This window comes from Shewanella litoralis (assembly GCF_009828585.1).
Taxonomy (GTDB): Bacteria; Pseudomonadota; Gammaproteobacteria; order Enterobacterales; family Shewanellaceae; genus Shewanella; species Shewanella litoralis.
Genome location: NZ_WSRZ01000002.1, coordinates 336,004 through 354,387, shown reverse-complemented (window position 1 = coordinate 354,387; position 18,384 = coordinate 336,004). Strand labels below are relative to the sequence as shown.

Genomic DNA, 18,384 nt, shown 5'->3' with positions numbered 1-18,384 from the left:
CTATGAAAACCCCAATACGATTACAGCCACTAGTTGACGACGGTCTCGTTGATGAAGTGATAAGCCAACTGATGAGTGGCAAAGAAGCCACTGTCTATATGATCCGGTGTGGTGATGCTATTCGCTGCGCCAAAGTCTATAAAGAAGCGACCAAGCGCAGCTTTAAAAAAGCTGCGCAGTATCAAGAAGGACGCAAAACGAAAAATAGCCGTCGTGGTCGTGCGATGGAAAAAGGCTCGAAATACGGCCGCGAAGAACAAGAGAAAGCCTGGCAAAATGCCGAGGTTGATGCATTGTATCAATGCGCAGCAGCAAAAATTCGCGTTCCTGTGCCTTACGGTTGTTTTGACGGCGTATTATTGATGGAGTTGATTACCGACGCCAATGGCGATGTGGCTCCACGTTTAAACGACGTGAACTTAACCCATGCGCAAGCCATGTCGCAACATCACACGATGATGGGTTATATCGTTCGTATGTTATGTGCCGGTATTGTGCACGGTGACTTATCTGAATTTAATGTATTAGTTGATAGTCATGGCCCAGTGATCATCGACCTTCCACAAGCTGTCGATGCATCGGCTAACAACAATGCCAGAGCCATGTTATATCGTGATGTGAATAACATGACCGAATATTACGGCCAATTTGCCCCAGAACTGTTGCAAACAAAATACGCTAAAGAAATGTGGGCCCTTTACGAACAAGGCGAACTCGAGCCAGATACCGCACTTACAGGCTTGTTTGAAGACGACACCAATGCTGCCGATATTGACTCGGTACTTGAAGAAATCAACGCTGCTTATGAAGACGCACAATTTAAACGCGAGCGCCAACAGGCGATAGATAATGATCATTATGATGATTAAGCCGTTATAACCAGGCATGACAACACCATCAACAAACACAAATAAGGCAACCACTTGGTTGCCTTATTATTTACAGGCTCACGTATTCTTTGATAAAAAACCTTCAACAATCTCAAGTTTGGAGTTGAATGTTGGCATTTTGAGGCTAAGGCTAGCTTGTTATTGGACATAACCGAGTTAAGCTCCATAACCCGTTTATGGACAAAAGTGGCTAGAATTTATTTTTTATAACGTTGCCCATATAAATTCTAACCCCACAAATTACTGCTCACTCTGTATAAAAGAACAGTTGTATTAGGGAGAAGTATTTTCTGAGCTAACGATAGTTTGTCCTTTGTCTGGCCATGTCCGATGATTTATTAACTTTGGAATGCTATGGCTTTCGGCCTCTTTCTCTTTCGCATTCTTCCGCATGAGTTGTTGAATCAAAGTATATAGTGAACAAAACATCATCGCCTGTTTGAGTTATGCTTATTTCATATTTTAGCTTACCATCGACAATACTTGGATATATATTCACACCATAAATATTGATATTTTTATAAAAATCATCAGACTTATTAAGGCATTTACTCCTGAGTTTATTTTTCTGAAATACATCTTTTATCGAAAAAATAAAATCTAAAGCATTAGCATCAATATACAAAGACTTCCCATCATGTTCTTGTGTATAACGAATATATTCTGTACAAGTTCCATTGATAGACCTGCCAACATATATATATGAATTTAAGGTATACACTCTAGATGTTAGCTCATGTTTATTTTCCAATTCCACACAATATTTATCAAAAATGAATTCCGGCTGTTTGATGTAAACGACAGCATTTTCATGCTCTTTCCCTATACTATACTATACAATTCACTAGAGCAGTGAGTCGCTTCAGAATTTAGGCATAAACCTTTCATTTGCTCAATAAAAGAGCTGCTACTATAAGCTTCAGCGGCATTTAAAAATAATGGAAAAAAGAATAAAAAAAGTATTAAATTTTTCATTATGATGTTGCTCCACTAATCATATTTACTGTAGTGTCCAATTAAAAAACGTCCACTAGATTAAAGCTTCTCTAGCTCATTCCTGGACAGAGGCGAGCTAGTAAACAAAAATGATGCCATATATGGACGCTCCCAAAAATGATGCCACCCATAATTACTGTCGCCCGATATGTTCAGGAAGCATAAGGTAAAATCAAGTAAATTTCATACCTTCAGCTTGAGTGTAATTCGACATATCTTCCGTGAATTCAATCGAAAAGAAATTTCCGTACACTACGTAAAATATAGCTCTAACACCAAAAAACGAAAAAAACGATGCCACCCATTTCTCAGGGGCTGATTACACTTTTTGACCAGCGCCAAAAAAAACGATGCCACCCATTTTTCTTGAACAAACAACATAACTCGTTTTCATGGCTTTGGCGAGGGTTACAGTCGATGCATCAACGCATCATTTTTATCGATATGGCTAAAATATTATCGTTAAATGAGTGGTTTATGGTCACCTAAGAAATTAGGCACAGCAGAAAAACTTGATAGCTATCAAGTGTTAGAAGAATTGTAATTTGATTGGGGATTATGACTTAAGCGCACAGCCAGCGCTGACAATTTGCAGCGCCTTGTCGTCGTTTTCGGTCTAAATGCTCACAGTATTCGGTTAACGCAGGTAATGCGCCGACAGCGCCTTTAAATAATGCACCAAACTCTGTGGTGATTTTAAGCCAATTCTCTGCAGGGATGTTTAATTTATTCAGTATATCCTGGCTGCTTGAGCTAATGGCGCCGCGCTTATCTTCTCGAATAATCCGACCGGTATCTTCAACCAATACTATGTAGTCTTTCACGCTGAACATGAGCCCATTAGGCATATTGAGTCGCTCATTACCCACAAACGGTAATAGCTCAGCTGGTTGCTCACCTTTCATTGCTGAATTGATACGGCGCTGAATACTGGTGTAATCTGAGGCTTCAGGAGTTGCAGCCATATTGGCTCTGACAGGGTTTAAATCGACATAAGCCATACAGGCGAGTACTGCTGCTTCATCAAGCAGTGCTTGAGATTTAAACCTGCCTTCCCAGAATCTTCCGGTACATTTATCTTCTTTGTTGGCCATTCTGGCGATGGGTTCACTGAGTGAACGCATAAACCAACTGATATCAATTAAGCGCCTACGGTATTCAGTAATGCATTCATTAACCGTTTGAAGTTCAAATGAGTTAAGGTCTTCTTCTTTTAGGTATTTTTGTGTGAGTAACGTACCTTTAAAGCCCTTGTGCCATTGAATGAGCACTTCTTTATCTGACCACTGTTTTGCCTTATCAGCATCAACCTTTATCAGCACATGCAAATGATTACTCATCACGGCATACGCACAGATATCAATGGCAAAGATGGTAGCCAACTCAAGAATGCGTGAATCGACCCACTCTCGCCGATGCTCAAAATTCTCTCCTGTAGAGTTATCAATTCCACATAAAAATGCCTTGCGCACCACACGAGAACAGCAGTGATAGTAAGGTGTATCTTCAAGGCTAACGATAGTTTGTCTTGGTCTAGCCATCTTAGATTACCTGTCTGAGTTAAAGGTAACTAAGCCTAGTTGGTTGTTCAATATTTATCCACTTAGGCTGGGTGGCCATCTTTTGGCCACACCATACTTAACGTATGTAATTTCTTACTGTAAAGAATGGTACCCGAGGCTGGACTGCTCTTTATCGAAAGAATGGCACGCCTGATTTTCAACCAGAGCGCGAGGGATTTTGCTTTTGACTTTAATCCTTAACAATAAAACTCAAATTTCAGACGTAAAAAAGCCCCAACTAATGTTGAGGCTTTTTTACACCACTCTCTATTGCTAGAGATTATAATGGTACCCGAGGCCGGACTTGAACCGGCACGCTTATTCAGCGAGGGATTTTAAATCCCTTGTGTCTACCGATTCCACCACTCGGGCAAAGTGTTGTTTTAACCGTTACAAATAGTAACCATTAAACGCAATTTTGTGGAGGCGCGACCCGGAGTCGAACCGAGATCGACGGATTTGCAATCCGCAGCATAGCCATTCTGCCATCGCGCCATGCTTTCCAAAATCAAATCCATCGGAGGAGATAAGAAATTGGAGCGACATATCGGGTTCGAACCGATGACCTATACCTTGGCAAGGTATCGCTCTACCAACTGAGCTAATGTCGCATTTTCAATCTTTACAAACGCTTTATTAAATCTGCAAGAAAGGTATCGTCTTTTAACCTGTCCAACTGAGCTAATGTCACATTTTCAATCATTTCAATATTTGCTTAATTAAGCAAAGCAACCTAAGGATGTTTCCCCTGACTGCGGAATGGCATTCTACCGATTTGATCTGGATAGTCAATCAATAAAGACAGGATTATTGCAACAAAATGACTGTTTGATGCATAAATCATCATTGTGGTGATTATTTGCTAATTTAAGACAATTTTTCACCACAAACAATCACATTAAGATAATCCCTTAAGGGTTTTCTTGAGCTCTTCACACTTTTGTATCAAACAAAAAACAAAAAGCACCTCGATGAGGTGCTTTCATTCTAAACGCTATCAGCAGTGTATTAACGATTTATAGAAGTTATACGTTAGGCAGTGATAATGTGGTTAATCCCAACATTTTTTGCATTACACCGACAACCTGACAGCTATAGCCAAACTCGTTATCATACCACACATATAAAATCGCACGCTTACCTTCTGCAATCGTTGCTTGTGAATCAACAACACCTGCATAACGTGAACCGACTAAGTCACTTGATACAATTTCAGTCGACTCAGTAAAGTCGATTTGATTTTGTAAACCAGACTGCAGTGCCACATCTTTTAAGTATTCGTTGAGCTCATCACGGTTGGTTTCAGCGTTTAAATTAACACTGATGATTGCCATTGACACATTCGGTGTTGGTACGCGAATAGCATTACCCGTTAACTTACCCGCTAATACAGGCAATGCTTTAGCCACCGCTTTTGCGGCACCCGTTTCAGTAATAACCATGTTTAATGGTGCACTACGGCCGCGGCGATCAGCACTGTGGTAGTTATCAATTAGGTTTTGATCGTTGGTGTAAGAGTGAATAGTCTCAACATGACCATTTTCGATACCATACTTATCGTTAACGGCTTTTAGTACAGGAGTAATGGCATTAGTGGTACAACTTGCCGCCGATACAATCATGTCTTCGTCTAAAATATCGTTTTCGTTAACACCGTAAACCACGTTCTTGATTGCGCCTTTAGCAGGTGCTGTTAGCAATACTTTGCTTGCGCCAGGGCTTTTAAGGTGTAGACCTAAACCTGCTTCATCCTTCCAAATACCGGTATTATCAACGATTAATGCATTGTTGATGTCATACTTTGTGTAATCGACTTCATCAGGTGAGTTGGCATAAATGATTTGAATATAGGTACCGTTCGCGATGATGGCATTGTTTTCTTCATCAACCTCAACTGAACCATTAAACGGTCCATGGACTGAATCACGGCGTAATAAACTGGCGCGCTTTTCGAGGTCACCTTTTTTACCGCCACGCAAAACAATGGCACGTAAACGCATTTTATTGCTTTTACCCGTACGTTCAATTAATAAACGAGCCAGTAGTCGACCGATACGACCGAAACCGTAAAGCACAACATCGCGTGCAGGTGTATCATCACCATGGTTAATGGCAGGCGCTAACTCTTGTGCCATGTAAGCTTCAATACCGCTTGCGTCCTTGTTGTTACGCCAGTAGTTTATCGCTAATTTGCCGATATCGACCCGACAATGTTTCACCGCTAATTTGCTTAGTGCTTCAACAAATGGGAAACTTTCGCGAAGGCGTAACTTTTCACCAACATGACGACGTACTAAACGGTGTGACTTAATGATTTCGATGGTTGATGCGTTTAATAATGGTTTTCCATATACCATCACTTCAACGCCTTGGTTACGATACAACTTACCGAGCAATGGTTGCATTGCTTCAGCCATTTCGAAACGTTCTTGCCAGCTTTGTAAATGTTTATCTGCGCTCATGTAGGGATCCTTTATCTCACTTTTCCAGTTTTTAACAGAAAGGTTTGAGTAACAAAAAGAAAAGACCAATAATTAAGTTTATTGTATGGGCTCTGCCCTCTTGGTCGGCGACATTGTAATGAAATACACGTCATTTCGCCAGTAACAAATTTTCGGTAAATATGTAATTTTATTAGACAATTTACCTCTTGGAGTCCGGTTTGAGCCAAAATTTTGTATTAATTACATCATTTATTGTTATTGGGGCATTTTTTGGTCTTTTTGGCTGCGAAAATGACCGTAATAGCGACATCATTTGTAAAAATAATCCTGAACTTTGTAGCGATTTACACAAAGATAGTTGGTGTCGCTTTGAAAAAGGTGACCTTATTCGTCATCGTTACTTACTAAAGCAGCGTGAAGCACCTACAGGTAAAGAACTATATCAGCAACTTATTTACCTCGAAAAATACAGCAAGTGCATCGAACTGGCTGCCGGTGTGCAACATAAACTCAATACAGACCGAACACGTGACCGAGAACGGGCGTTTGCTGTCAGCACTCAAACGCTTGCCGAATTACAAGCCTTTACTGAAGACAACAACGATCTCTACCTCGCGTATTACCGCTGGATACGATTTAATGATCAAGCTGGTCTTGAGATTGTTGAACAGGCTTATCAACAAGGGCAACTTAACGAACCTGACATGATTGGCCAATTAGCTTCACATTATGTTCGTTTCGCACCAAACGATGCCAAAACCCTCTATCTGCATTTACTTGGCAATACTGATGCAGCATTAATGAATCCAGATTGGTTTTTAGCACTGGCCACTGTTTATAAACAGCAGCAAGATTATGAAAAAGAATACCTGCTAACGCGAGCATATTTACTCATAAGTCAAACCCAGGCAGACGAAACTCAATTATTGGCTATGATTAATGGCAATAAGCAATTAGCCCAATCCTTAGATAGTCAGGCTGCAGAATTAGTTGCTGCGGTATTGAGTGAAAAATTTGCTAATAGCGCCAGTGAACTGTTGCTTAAATAACGTTGAGTTACGATTAACAACCTTGCTTTATCGTATGCGCTCACAACATGCCAACTTACAAAACTGTGCTTAAATTATCTTCAAAACGTGCTAAATGTAAAAAAAATACGAAATTTATCACCCTAAATTGCCCTTTTTGGGTGATTTCACTTGACCATTACGGTTAATTTGGTAATTTTACAACCAGGCGATCGACATGCCACCAAATTATTTTATCACTTGAGGGATATGAGATGACTATCCGTGTTGCTATTAACGGCTATGGCCGTATCGGAAGAAATGTTCTACGTGCACTTTATGAAAGCGAAAAAGATTACCCAATCGAAATCGTTGCAGTAAACGATTTAGGTGACGCATCAATTAACGCACATTTGACCAAGTATGACTCTGTACATGGTCGTTTTAATGCCAAAGTTGATCACGATGATGAAGCCATTTATGTCAATGGCGATAAAATTCTAACGTTCCAAGAACGTGACCCATCAAAATTACCTTGGGCAGAATTAAACGTTGACGTAGTGTACGAATGTACTGGTATTTTCACATCAAAAGCAGCTGTACAGCCGCACTTAGATGCTGGCGCAAAGAAAGTGATTATTTCTGCTCCAGGTAAAAACGTCGACGCTACCGTTGTTTATGGCGTTAACCAAGACGTATTAACTGCAGACATGACCGTGATTTCAAATGCTTCATGTACCACTAACTGTTTAGCACCTGTGGCGAAACCGTTAAGTGATGCTGTGGGTATTGAATCAGGTTTAATGACTACGATTCATGCTTACACGAACGATCAACGTTTATCAGATGTATATCACACTGATTTACGTCGTGCTCGTGCTGCGGCAATGTCAATGATCCCAACGCAAACAGGTGCTGCTGCAGCTGTAGGCTTAGTGGTTCCTGAGTTACAAGGTAAGTTTGACGGTTTAGCGGTTCGTGTACCGACTGTTAACGTATCATTAGTTGACTTAACGTTTTTAGCCTCACGTGACACTACCGTTGAAGAAATTAACCAAATCGTTGCTGATGCAGCTAAAGCTTCTCCGTTAAATCAAGTATTAGCGATTAACGAAGAGCCATTAGTGTCTATCGATTTCAACCACAACCCATTCTCATCTAACTTCGATGCGACACAAACACGTGTTAAAGGTCGTTTAGTGAAAGTAATGGCATGGTATGACAACGAATGGGGTTTCAGTAACCGCATGTTAGACAACACTGTTGCACTAATGAACGCTAAGTAATCTTTGTTATAGATTAGCTAGTTGAATTTAGCTTAAGAGCCTCGCATTTATGCGGGGCTTTTTGTTACTTGCAGCAAATTATTTTAATCTTATACCAATATTCCATACGTCCTGTGTTCATTAACGTCTCAGCACCCAACGCCTAAGTAATACCATTGCGCATTAATAAGTGAAGCGCAATGGTATAAGTTCACCCCAGTGCACAAAAAAGCCGACAACATGTCGGCTTTTTTACAATAACTAAGCTAAATGGTGATTAAGCATTACCCTTCACTTTCATGTTTAACTCTTTGGCAAAATCAAGCATGCGTGTCAGTGGAATAAGCGCCTTAATGCGCAGCTCATCGTCGACAAAGATTTCATGATTGGTTTTATCACTATTGATCAATGACTGTTCAATGGCTTGTAAACCGTTCATGGCCATCCATGGGCAGTGGGCGCAGCTTTTACACGTTGCACCGTTACCGCCGGTAGGCGCTTCAAGCAATGTTTTACCAGGCGCCGCTTGTTGCATTTTGTAAAAAATGCCGCGGTCGGTGGCCACAATAAACTTATCGTTTGCCATGGTTTGCGCCGCTTTGATCAACTGGCTGGTCGAGCCTACGGCATCGGCAAGCTCAACCACACTGGCTGGTGATTCTGGGTGAACCAAAATGGCTGCCGTTGGATGCTGCTTTTTAAGCTCACGTAATGCTTTAGCTTGAAACTCATCATGCACGATACATTCGCCCTGCCACAACAACATGTCTGCGCCAGTTTGCTTATTGATGTATGAACCAAGGTGACGGTCTGGAGCCCAAATGATTTTTTTATCCTGGCTGTCTAGGTGTTCTACAATCTCTAAAGCAATACTTGAGGTTACCACCCAATCTGCACGGGCTTTTACCGCCGCTGAGGTGTTGGCATAAACCACCACTGTATGGTCTGGGTGAGCATCACAAAAGTCATTGAACTCTTCGATAGGACAACCTAAATCTAATGAGCAGGTTGCTTCAAGGGTTGGCATTAAAATGGTTTTTTCTGGACTTAAGATTTTGGCAGTTTCGCCCATAAACTTAACCCCAGCAACAATCAATTTTTTTGCTGGATGATCACGGCCAAAACGCGCCATTTCTAGCGAGTCAGAGACACAGCCGCCCGTCTCTTCTGCTAAAGCTTGAATTTCAGGATCGGTATAATAATGGGCAACTAACACCGCATTTTGATCAATTAATAATTGCTTAATTCGTGCTTTATATTGTGCTTTCTCAACGTCAGACAACACGGCAGGTTTTGGCGGAAACGGATATTCGATCGTTTCAATTTTAGGTGCCGACAGACTCATACAGGTTCCAATCTAATGACAATATTTGAGTATTATACGAAAAAGACCTTAAAAACAAAAGGACGCTTTAGCGTCCTTTTGGTTAAGTTAGTCTTTTTTAGCCTATCGCATAGCGATTAAAGTTTTAACGCATTGCTAAGAGCATTTCTTGCGGTTGCTCTAGGTAATGTTTCCACAGATTACAGAAACGAGCAATGGTTCCACCGTCAATCACACGGTGATCGCCAGACCAGCTCACTTGCATAATTTTACGCGCTTCAACTTCACCTTTGGCATTAAAGCGTGGCAATACCTGTAACTTACCTAATGCGACAATGGCCACTTCAGGTTTATTAATAATTGGCGTCGCGACTGTGCCACCTAATGCGCCAATATTAGAGATTGAAATCGTACCGTCTTTTAAATCTGCTGGTGATACTCGACCACTGCGAGCCGCAGTCGTTAATCGGGTAATATCAGCGGCAATGTCTAAAATCGATTTGCTTTGCACATCTTTAATATTGGGTACCAATAAACCCACTTTTGAATCAACAGCCATACCAATGTTATGTCGTGATTTGTAGGTCAGCTCAGTACAATCTGCATTCACTTGGCTATTGAGAATTGGGAACTCAATCATGGCAAGTGACATGGCCTTCATAAAGAACGGCATCATGGTAAGTTTGACTTCATCGGTTGAGTAACGTTGTTTCATGCTTTCGCGTAGGGCAACTAACTCTGTTAAATCAAATTCTTCACAGTAGGTAAAATGTGGAATAGTCGATACAGACTCAACCATCATCTTCGCCATCACCGCTTTAACGCCTTTGATAGGTTCAACGCGATCTGCGCCAGACTGACTCGTAGTTGCCAATTCTGTGCTGCTGACACAGGTTGATACACTAGAGGTGAGTGTAGATGCTGCAACAATAGGCTGGGCACCAGCTTGTTGATGGCGTTCAATATCTTCTTTATAAACTCGGCCGTGTTTACCACTGCCAGCAACAAGTGCGATGTTGATATCAAGTGAGCGAGCCATACGGCGCACCGCAGGGCTGGCTAACGCCTTACCTTGCACAACAGGCTCACCAGTAATCGGCGCACTTTGGCTTGCAGCATGTTGAACCATTGGCTGTGGCGCAGGAGTCATTGGTACGTCTTCACTTTCTACTTCGATAGCGAATAGAGGCGAATGCACTTTAGCAAGTTGGCCTTTACGGTAATGCAATTTAACAATTTTACCGGCTTTCATCGCGGGTATTTGCACTAACGCTTTGTCGGTCATCACATCAGCAATGGGTTGATCTTCAACTACCACATCACCTTCTTCAACAAGCCAATCAACTAACTCACACTCAACAATGCCTTCACCAATGTCGGGCAGTAAAAAATCTTCAATGTTTGAATGGTTCTCAGTTGCGACACTTGCCACTCCCGCTTCAACCACAGGGGTAACCTCTGCAGTAGGAGACTGAGCGTGTTCAGTATCATCACTATCCATTTCAACGGCATAGAGTGGTTGATGCACAATGGCAATATCGCCTTTGGCATAATACAACTTGGTAATTTTCCCGGCATGTGGTGCAGGAATTTGCACTAGCGCTTTATCGGTCATCACATCGGCAATCGGTTGGTCTTCAGTGACGATGTCACCTTCGCAGACTAACCAATCGACTAATTCACATTCCACCACACCTTCGCCGATGTCGGGTAAAATAAAATCTTTAATCATATCTTACTCCTAAAACGCCACTGTAGCCTTGATGGCTTCGAAGGTTTTCAATTCATCAGGCATGTATTCTTTTTCGTGTATTAATGGATATGGGGTATCTAATCCACACACACGGCTGATTGGCGATTCAAGCGATAAGAAACACTCTTGTTGTATGGTTGCGGCGATTTCACCGGCAAAACCACCGGTTAGCGGCGCTTCATGGTTAATCAATAAACGACCGGTTTTGGTCACAGATTTGGCAACCGTGTCAACATCCCAAGGCGCTAAGGTGCGTAAGTCGATAATTTCGCATGAGATACCTTCTTTTTCAGCACGCTCACAGGCTTTTTCAACAATTTCCATCTGCGCGCCCCAGGCAAGTACAGTAATATCACGACCTTGCTTCACCACTTGAGCTTTACCCAATTCAATTTGGTAGTCGCCCGCTGGCACTTCGCCTACAGATGCACGATATAAGCGTTTAGGCTCAAAGAAAATCACTGGGTTTGGATCGCGTATTGCAGCCAACAACAGGCCTTTGGCTTGTTCTGGATTACGCGGAATAACCACTTTTAAGCCAGGTGTTTGGGTAAAATAGGCTTCTGGTGATTGTGAATGGTAATGACCACCTGCTATGCCGCCACCATAAGGTGTGCGGAACGTTAAGCCGCCGACATCAAATTGATTACCACTGCGATAACGAAATTTTGCTGATTCATTAACGATTTGATCAAAAGCCGGAAAAATATAATCAGCAAACTGAATTTCAGCAACGGCAGTCATACCATACGATGCTAAGCCGTTAGCAAAACCAGCAATACCCTGCTCTGTTAGCGGAGTATTAAAACAACGGTCACGACCGAACTGTTCTTGTAAACCGGACGTTGCACGAAAAACACCACCAAAGTGGCCAACATCTTCACCAAAAATCACCATGCGCTCGTCGGCTTTCATGGCAATTGATAACGCCTCATTGATGGCGTGTAACATATTCATTTGAGCCACGATTAGAGTCTCCCTGCGCTTTTAGGATAGGCCTTTGGATACTTATTAATGTGCTCTTTTAACTCTTTAAGCTGCTTTTTAAGCGCAGGTGTTGGTTTATCAAGCACATCTTCGATGATTTCATCCAGTTTCGGGATAGGCAATTTCTCAGCCACTTTAACGGCAGCTAACACTTCTTCACGATAACGTTCAAATAATGTGGCTTCGTCGGCTTCGCTAGTCCAGCCTTTGTTGATCATCCACAATTTGAAACGCTTAACCGGATCATGTTGTTGCCATTTGGCTTCTTCTTCTTTTGAACGGTAACCCGATGGATCATCTGATGAAGAGTGCGCGCCTAAACGGTAAGTCATGGCTTCAATGAGCACAGGTGCATTATGCTCTAGTGCATGGGCGCGAGCCTGCTGCGTTGCCGCAAGTACCGCCAGCATGTCATTACCGTCTACACGAATAGTATGCATACCGTAACCTACGCCACGACTGGCAATACCGTTACCGGCAAACTGCTCTTCGGTAGGGGTTGAAATGGCATAACCATTGTTACGACAAAAGAATATAACCGGTGCTTTCAATACCGCAGCCATGTTTAAGCCTGCGTGAAAATCACCTTCTGATGCAGCGCCTTCACCAAAGTAACAAATGGCAACATTACGTTTACCTTGTAACTTCATGCCGTAAGCCACGCCTGTAGCTTGCGGGATTTGCGTTGCTAATGGTGAAGAAATAGTCTGGTAATTAAGCTCACGGCTGCCGTAATGGATTGGCATTTGTCGGCCTTTACCTAAATCTTTTTCGTTACTGAACATTTGGTTCATAAATTGTTCAGTACTAAAGCCGCGATAACGCAATGAGGCATGCTCACGGTATTGAGCCAAAATGACGTCGTCTTTATCAAGTGCTGCTGTGCTGCCTACAATAGAGGCTTCTTCACCGGTACAGGTCATATAAAAACTAATACGTCCTTGACGCTGCGCACCCAACATACGCTCGTCTAATACACGTGTAAAAACGCAGGTATCAAAGATTTTTTCGGCTAAAGTCTTGTCGATAACAGGCAATACCGCGTTTTCATACGTGGTGCCGTCGGCTTGCAAAATACGCAAAATGGGGATGTGCAATGACGCTTTGTCTAAGAAGCTGACACGGTGCACTGTTTCATTGGTCAGTGGTGCGTTGCTCATATTATGCTCTTGTTATTGTTGAGCCATGTTCACTATAAACAAGGCTCTATTTATACTATGCGAGTAGACATTACGTTAACGTAAACTACCTATCAATACCTACTCTCGCTGTAAACGCATTTTACTCACGATTAACATGTATATATTGCTTTACGACTACAAGATTGACTCGTTCGGTGCAGGCACTAAACAAAGCACTGTTCGTTGTCCAATCGGTACATTGGCATTCGGAAACACGATGGCTTCTTGCGGATGTTGTACCATAATTTGCTGTCCACCTTCTGTGGCTAATACCTCACCTTGACTAAAAGCACTGAAGTTTTCTGCATCACCAGCAAAGCTAAACGCAAAGTCATCAAAATGCTTATTAATCGAACGTGATACTTTGTACAAATTGACCTTGCTAGGGTCAAACTCAACAGGGGTTAACTGTGGTTCAGTAATCAACTTTTCAAGCATAGTATGAGTTTGAGCAAAGCGACTCATATCATTTTGACCAAATGGCATGACTTTACCTAATTCAACAGTAAAAGCATCTGCTTGAAATTGCTCAGACGAATAGTAACTAAATGTGGTGGTGGGTTCATGGTGAAACAAGATGGTGTTAACGCCGCAGTCTGCCAAAAACATGATTTGTTCACCGCTGAAAGCACGGCCTGGACGATACGGGTAAATGGCAAACTTTTCATGCTTTGAAGCACGAATAGCTGTGTGTAAATCATAATGGATCCGTTGGCGATCACGGTTAGCATTAAAGAAGTCTGCCACGTATTGTTCCAGCGCTTTGGCACGATGACGTTCTGGGTGGGTTAAGCCCTCACCTTTTGAATGAGCGCCGCTAAATAACCGGTTCATGTTCTCGTCTATAAAGCGGGTTTTGTTGAGAATGGCAGCGGGATTACCAATTAAAAACATCACTCGCTGTTTGGCAATAATGCGCTGGTTCAGCAAGTCTTTAATCAATTGATTGCAAATTTCAATCGGCGCGGTTTCATTGCCATGCACAGCGCAAGACAACACAATATCTTTACTGGCAGTGGACGGCGTAAACACAATCACTCCAGTGTCCAATACCTCTACGCGAGTGTGTTCACCGAGCATAAAATCATACGCTGCGGGTATTTGAGTGGGGTTGGCTAAGGTGTAAGCTAAAAAATCGTTATTGTTAGTTAGGTCAGATAACACTATCAACTCCTTGTATCATTATTATATGGCGTCGTTAACCTTAACGTTCGACGTTAACGATTACGGCCTATTGTGGCGGATTCTATCATAGCCAAACGTTATTTTACTGTGGGCATAAGTTAGATTTATTTATTAATGAAAGTTTGCTTGCAAAAACATAAAATATTAAACACAATTACGGCCATCTAGACTTCTATAATTGTTTTAAGGGTATGTCATGGCGTTAGCAACATTTGGTGCAGGTTGTTTTTGGGGTGTTGAGTATTTTTTCCGTGAAATCGACGGTGTAAGCAATGCAACTTGTGGCTACATGGGTGGCAAAGACAGTGCGACGACCTATAAAGAAGTGAAGACAGGTTCAACAGGTCATGCTGAAGTGGTTCAAGTCGAGTTTGATCCGGAAGTCGTCAGTTTCAATGATTTACTTGATGTATTTTGGAAAAATCACAACCCAACCATGCTCAATATGCAAGGTGGCGACATTGGAACGCAATATCGCAGCACGATTTTTTTCCACGATAAAGAGCAAAAAGCCCAAGCTGAAAGCTCAAAGTTGGCATTAGCACGCAGTGGTAAATGGGGGCAGCGTCATATTGTGACTGAAATAGTGCCACTGCAAACATTCCACATAGCAGAAGATTACCACCAGAATTATTTAGAAAAGAATAACTTACCAACCTGTCATTTGATTTATTAATCACGGTGACGTTACACTCCTTGCAAGACATATAACTGTTTCAGGCTGATTAATGAACCTCATTAATCAGCCTGAACAATAATATTTACACAATAGATTAGCGCAATCGATTTCCTATACTTAACTTCCCTTTACCCGCCGTTATAAATTCCATACAATCCCATGCAAATTGCTTAAGGCATGTTATCGGAGAACAAAATCATGAGTGAAGCTCGTCACGTTAACCTACTAATTTTAGGTTCTGGCCCTGCTGGCTATACCGCTGCTGTTTATGCTGCGCGTGCAAATTTAAACCCTGTAATGATCACAGGTATGCAGCAAGGTGGTCAATTAACCACAACGACTGAAGTAGAAAACTGGCCAGGCGATGCGGAAGACTTAACGGGTCCTGCATTAATGGAACGTATGCAAAAGCATGCTGAAAAGTTTGATACTGAAATTATTTTTGATCACATCAATGAAGTCACCTTAACTGAACGCCCTTTCCGTTTAAAAGGCGACAATGGCGAGTTTACCTGTGATGCGTTAATTATTGCGACTGGTGCATCTGCTAAGTATTTAGGTTTGCCATCTGAAGAAGCATTTATGGGTCGTGGTGTTTCTGCCTGTGCAACTTGTGACGGTTTTTTCTATCGTAACCAAAAAGTGGCTGTGATTGGCGGCGGTAACACTGCAGTTGAAGAAGCACTTTACTTAAGTAACATTGCCTCAGAAGTTCACTTAATTCACCGTCGTGACAGTTTCCGTTCAGAAAAAATCCTGATCAACCGTCTAATGGATAAAGTGGCTAACGGCAACATCATTTTACACCTTGACCAAACACTTGAAGAAGTGACAGGTAACGAAATGGGTGTAACGGGTCTTAAAAAGAAGAGCACTAAAGACGGTTCTATTACCGATTTAGAGGTTGCGGGTGTATTTGTGGCCATTGGTCACAGCCCAAATACCGGTATCTTCGCAGGCCAGTTAGAAATGAACCACGGTTACTTAAAAGTAAACAGTGGCCTTCAAGGCAATGCAACGCAAACCAGCATTGAAGGCGTTTATGCTTGTGGCGATGTAATGGACCAACATTATCGTCAAGCCATCACCTCTGCAGGTACAGGTTGTATGGCTGCTTTAGATGCTGAACGTTATTTAGACGCACAAAAGTAATATTTCGCCAACGAGCGAACATAAAAAAGAGCAGATTATCTGCTCTTTTTTATCTTTAAAGTAAAGCTAATCACTCAATCTAACAATAAAATCTACACAGCTTTTTGATAAAACACCGCTTCAGTATCACCTAGTGGATCGCGATGAAGTTGTTTGTATTGAAATTGCATGCCCAATTTTTTCATAATCGCAATTGACGCTAGATTATCTTCAACCGCTATCGCGCTAACGTGTGTGACCTCATCAACCGTACTCATCGCTTGCATAACAGCATTTGCCGCTTCGGTTGAGTAAAAAAATGCATCGGCCTGACTAAAATCCACCCTAGGTATTGACCACTTAGTTGATGTTTATCATTTTCGACACACTCTAACGCTTGGACTTTCCATAAACCCCAACCTTTTTGGGATTTAAATATTGCGCCAATCTTGGGATCATCACCGTATCAATCTGATGTTGAGTGGATTTAATGCCGCCATTTAAAAAATGCATGACGCGTTCGTCTTGGTCGAGTTCAAAAAGTAAGGCACTGTCATCAAGGGTCATTAATGACAGTTGTAATCTGGCGGTGTTGGCTATTTGCATTAGCAGTTCCTGTTATTACTGACACTTTAGTCAACGATTAACCTTAGACTGAAACACTAGTTTACACATTGATACAACAAACAAGAAACAATTCGATTAACATATAAGGTAGAAATAGATTAATTGCAGCCTATTGGGGATAACACTGCAAAAACAAATCATCTAAGGGAAGTATTGTGGCAACTAAAAAACAGATTATTTTACCCATTATCGTATTAGGGATAGGCATTGCCGGCTTAGTTGGGCTTTCTGCATTAAAAAAACCACCTGAAGAAAAGCCTGAGGTCGACACCACCCCGTTAGTGTCTGTCGAAGAGATCATCTATCAACCTATGACGTTTACCGTTGATTCTTATGGCGTAGTCAATGCTAAATACATGACTGAAATCATTGCCCAGGTCAGTGGTGAGATTACCTATTTAGACCCTAACTTTGTCAAAGGCGGCTTTGTTAAAAAAGGTGAAATTTTAGCAAAAGTTGACCCCAGCGATTATGAATCTAGCTTGCTTGACGCCCAGGCCAATATTGCCTCATCGAAAGCCTCATTAGTGCAAGAACGTGCTAATGCTGAAGTGGCTATCCGAGAATGGGCAGACATTACCAACAGAGAACCTACCGATCTTAGTTTACGTAAACCACAATTAGCCCAAGAGTTGGCTAAGTTAAAAAGTGCCGAAGCCAGTTTAAACCGAGCTAAACGCGATTTAGAGCGCACTGTTATTCGCGCCCCTTATGATGCCTTAATCGAGGCCCGTGAAATTGGTTTAGGGTCATTTGTCAGTAAAGGCACGCCTATTGGCAAGGTATTAAATACTGATAAAGCCGAAGTTCGTTTACCTATCGCCGACAAAGAAATGCAGTATTTAGCCGCTAAAGGTGTCAATGCAAAAGTTAACTTATCGGCTCAGTTTGCCGGAAGCAAGCAAGTCTGGTCAGGAAACATTGTCCGAAGCGAAGGTGTAGTCGACAGTAAAAGTCGCATGACTTATTTAGTTGCCGAAATCGACGATCCTTATGGCCTGAATACGGGTAAAAACGAATTACGATACGGCACGTATGTCACAGCACAAATCGAGGGCTTGCAAGCTGGTAACGTTACCGTTGTGCCCCGCCATCTCATTGTCAATGGCGCTGTCGCGATTATGGATGAAGACAAAACCTTACGTTATAAACCTGTCACGACAATCCGCCAAAATGGTGCCAATGTGGTGATCACTGATGGATTAACCTCTGGAATGCAATTGATTACCTCTGCACTTGATTACCCCGTCGATGGTATGAAGGTTGCGCTGCCAGAAGACCGCATTCTGCAAAAAGAACCCGTTGCAGAAAAAGACGATACTGAACTTGCGATGGAAGAAGGTGAACAATAAT

The 18,384-nt window shown here is 42.0% G+C and carries 16 protein-coding genes and 3 tRNA genes; 6 read left to right on the top strand and 13 right to left on the bottom strand.

Translation table 11 applies throughout. From position 1 onward, the window contains the following. The first annotated feature begins 2 nt into the window (after positions 1 to 2). Positions 3 to 869, top strand: a complete 867-nt coding sequence (locus tag GQA99_RS03555; protein ID WP_160052478.1) for a PA4780 family RIO1-like protein kinase — start codon at positions 3 to 5, stop codon at positions 867 to 869. 373 nt (positions 870 to 1,242) lie between these two features. Here the strand turns inward: GQA99_RS03555 and GQA99_RS03550 are convergent, their stop codons facing one another. From GQA99_RS03550 to GQA99_RS03525, 6 genes are all read right to left on the bottom strand, one after another. After that, positions 1,243 to 1,641 carry a hypothetical protein gene (locus tag GQA99_RS03550; RefSeq protein WP_160052477.1) on the bottom strand — a complete coding sequence of 133 codons (399 nt, stop codon included), beginning with the start codon at positions 1,639 to 1,641 and terminating at the stop codon, positions 1,243 to 1,245. Between the two features lie 808 nt (positions 1,642 to 2,449). After that, entirely contained in the window at positions 2,450 to 3,427 is a 978-nt protein-coding gene (locus GQA99_RS03545) for a transposase (protein WP_160052476.1), read from the bottom strand. 307 nt (positions 3,428 to 3,734) lie between these two features. Further along, positions 3,735 to 3,820: transfer RNA gene (locus GQA99_RS03540), tRNA-Leu, on the bottom strand. Positions 3,821 to 3,869: 49 nt separating this feature from the next. Beyond that, positions 3,870 to 3,943: transfer RNA gene (locus GQA99_RS03535), tRNA-Cys, on the bottom strand. 40 nt (positions 3,944 to 3,983) lie between these two features. Then, a tRNA-Gly gene (locus GQA99_RS03530) sits at positions 3,984 to 4,059 on the bottom strand. 414 nt (positions 4,060 to 4,473) lie between these two features. Next, a complete protein-coding gene (locus tag GQA99_RS03525; RefSeq protein ID WP_160052475.1) occupies positions 4,474 to 5,910 on the bottom strand; it encodes a glyceraldehyde-3-phosphate dehydrogenase in 1,437 nt (478 codons plus the stop codon). Between the two features lie 200 nt (positions 5,911 to 6,110). Between GQA99_RS03525 and GQA99_RS03520 the strand changes: the two genes are divergently transcribed. Next, positions 6,111 to 6,941 carry a DUF2989 domain-containing protein gene (locus tag GQA99_RS03520; protein ID WP_160052474.1) on the top strand — a complete coding sequence of 277 codons (831 nt, stop codon included), beginning with the start codon at positions 6,111 to 6,113 and terminating at the stop codon, positions 6,939 to 6,941. A 233-nt stretch (positions 6,942 to 7,174) separates the two neighbouring features. After that, entirely contained in the window at positions 7,175 to 8,185 is a 1,011-nt protein-coding gene (gene gap, locus GQA99_RS03515) for a type I glyceraldehyde-3-phosphate dehydrogenase (protein WP_160052473.1), read from the top strand. Positions 8,186 to 8,441: 256 nt separating this feature from the next. Here gap and nadA read toward each other — a convergent pair whose 3' ends face one another. From nadA to astE, 5 genes are all read right to left on the bottom strand, one after another. Further along, positions 8,442 to 9,509, bottom strand: a complete 1,068-nt coding sequence (gene nadA / locus GQA99_RS03510) for a quinolinate synthase NadA (RefSeq protein WP_160052472.1) — start codon at positions 9,507 to 9,509, stop codon at positions 8,442 to 8,444. 124 nt (positions 9,510 to 9,633) lie between these two features. Next, entirely contained in the window at positions 9,634 to 11,220 is a 1,587-nt protein-coding gene (locus GQA99_RS03505; RefSeq protein ID WP_160052471.1) for a dihydrolipoyllysine-residue acetyltransferase, read from the bottom strand. A gap of 9 nt (positions 11,221 to 11,229) precedes the next feature. Next, positions 11,230 to 12,207 (bottom strand): alpha-ketoacid dehydrogenase subunit beta, encoded by a 978-nt coding sequence (locus GQA99_RS03500; protein WP_160052470.1) that lies wholly within the window; start codon positions 12,205 to 12,207, stop codon positions 11,230 to 11,232. 2 nt (positions 12,208 to 12,209) lie between these two features. Further along, positions 12,210 to 13,388, bottom strand: a complete 1,179-nt coding sequence (locus tag GQA99_RS03495; protein WP_160052469.1) for a thiamine pyrophosphate-dependent dehydrogenase E1 component subunit alpha — start codon at positions 13,386 to 13,388, stop codon at positions 12,210 to 12,212. 156 nt (positions 13,389 to 13,544) lie between these two features. Then, positions 13,545 to 14,573: a succinylglutamate desuccinylase gene (gene astE, locus GQA99_RS03490; protein ID WP_160052468.1), complete on the bottom strand. Its 1,029-nt coding sequence runs from the start codon at positions 14,571 to 14,573 to the stop codon at positions 13,545 to 13,547. A 217-nt stretch (positions 14,574 to 14,790) separates the two neighbouring features. Between astE and msrA the strand changes: the two genes are divergently transcribed. Next, positions 14,791 to 15,270: a peptide-methionine (S)-S-oxide reductase MsrA gene (gene msrA, locus GQA99_RS03485; RefSeq protein ID WP_160052467.1), complete on the top strand. Its 480-nt coding sequence runs from the start codon at positions 14,791 to 14,793 to the stop codon at positions 15,268 to 15,270. Positions 15,271 to 15,471: 201 nt separating this feature from the next. Further along, positions 15,472 to 16,425, top strand: coding sequence for a thioredoxin-disulfide reductase (trxB, locus tag GQA99_RS03480; RefSeq protein ID WP_160052466.1), 954 nt, complete (start codon positions 15,472 to 15,474; stop codon positions 16,423 to 16,425). Between the two features lie 92 nt (positions 16,426 to 16,517). On the opposite strand, the gene GQA99_RS20925 is transcribed toward trxB, so the two are convergent. Both GQA99_RS20925 and GQA99_RS20920 read right to left on the bottom strand, forming a co-directional pair. Beyond that, on the bottom strand, positions 16,518 to 16,748 hold the full coding sequence (locus tag GQA99_RS20925; RefSeq protein ID WP_308426333.1) for a GNAT family N-acetyltransferase: 231 nt from the start codon (positions 16,746 to 16,748) through the stop codon (positions 16,518 to 16,520). A gap of 46 nt (positions 16,749 to 16,794) precedes the next feature. Next, on the bottom strand, positions 16,795 to 17,010 hold the full coding sequence (locus GQA99_RS20920; protein WP_308426332.1) for a GNAT family protein: 216 nt from the start codon (positions 17,008 to 17,010) through the stop codon (positions 16,795 to 16,797). Between the two features lie 176 nt (positions 17,011 to 17,186). On the opposite strand from GQA99_RS20920, the gene GQA99_RS03470 reads away from it, so the two are divergent. Beyond that, complete coding sequence (locus tag GQA99_RS03470; protein ID WP_160052465.1) at positions 17,187 to 18,383, top strand: efflux RND transporter periplasmic adaptor subunit; 1,197 nt, start codon at positions 17,187 to 17,189, stop codon at positions 18,381 to 18,383. Position 18,384: the final 1 nt, after the last annotated feature.

What these genes read in the sequence shown, in the direction of transcription:
- GQA99_RS03555 (WP_160052478.1), top strand. Translation starts at nt 3, where the DNA reads ATGAAAACCCCAATACGATTACAGCCACTAGTTGACGACGGTCTCGTT.
- GQA99_RS03545 (WP_160052476.1), bottom strand. Translation starts at nt 3,427, where the DNA reads ATGGCTAGACCAAGACAAACTATCGTTAGCCTTGAAGATACACCTTAC.
- GQA99_RS03525 (WP_160052475.1), bottom strand. Translation starts at nt 5,910, where the DNA reads ATGAGCGCAGATAAACATTTACAAAGCTGGCAAGAACGTTTCGAAATG.
- gap (WP_160052473.1), top strand. Translation starts at nt 7,175, where the DNA reads ATGACTATCCGTGTTGCTATTAACGGCTATGGCCGTATCGGAAGAAAT.
- nadA (WP_160052472.1), bottom strand. Translation starts at nt 9,509, where the DNA reads ATGAGTCTGTCGGCACCTAAAATTGAAACGATCGAATATCCGTTTCCG.
- GQA99_RS03505 (WP_160052471.1), bottom strand. Translation starts at nt 11,220, where the DNA reads ATGATTAAAGATTTTATTTTACCCGACATCGGCGAAGGTGTGGTGGAA.
- GQA99_RS03495 (WP_160052469.1), bottom strand. Translation starts at nt 13,388, where the DNA reads ATGAGCAACGCACCACTGACCAATGAAACAGTGCACCGTGTCAGCTTC.
- msrA (WP_160052467.1), top strand. Translation starts at nt 14,791, where the DNA reads ATGGCGTTAGCAACATTTGGTGCAGGTTGTTTTTGGGGTGTTGAGTAT.
- trxB (WP_160052466.1), top strand. Translation starts at nt 15,472, where the DNA reads ATGAGTGAAGCTCGTCACGTTAACCTACTAATTTTAGGTTCTGGCCCT.
- GQA99_RS20920 (WP_308426332.1), bottom strand. Translation starts at nt 17,010, where the DNA reads ATGCAAATAGCCAACACCGCCAGATTACAACTGTCATTAATGACCCTT.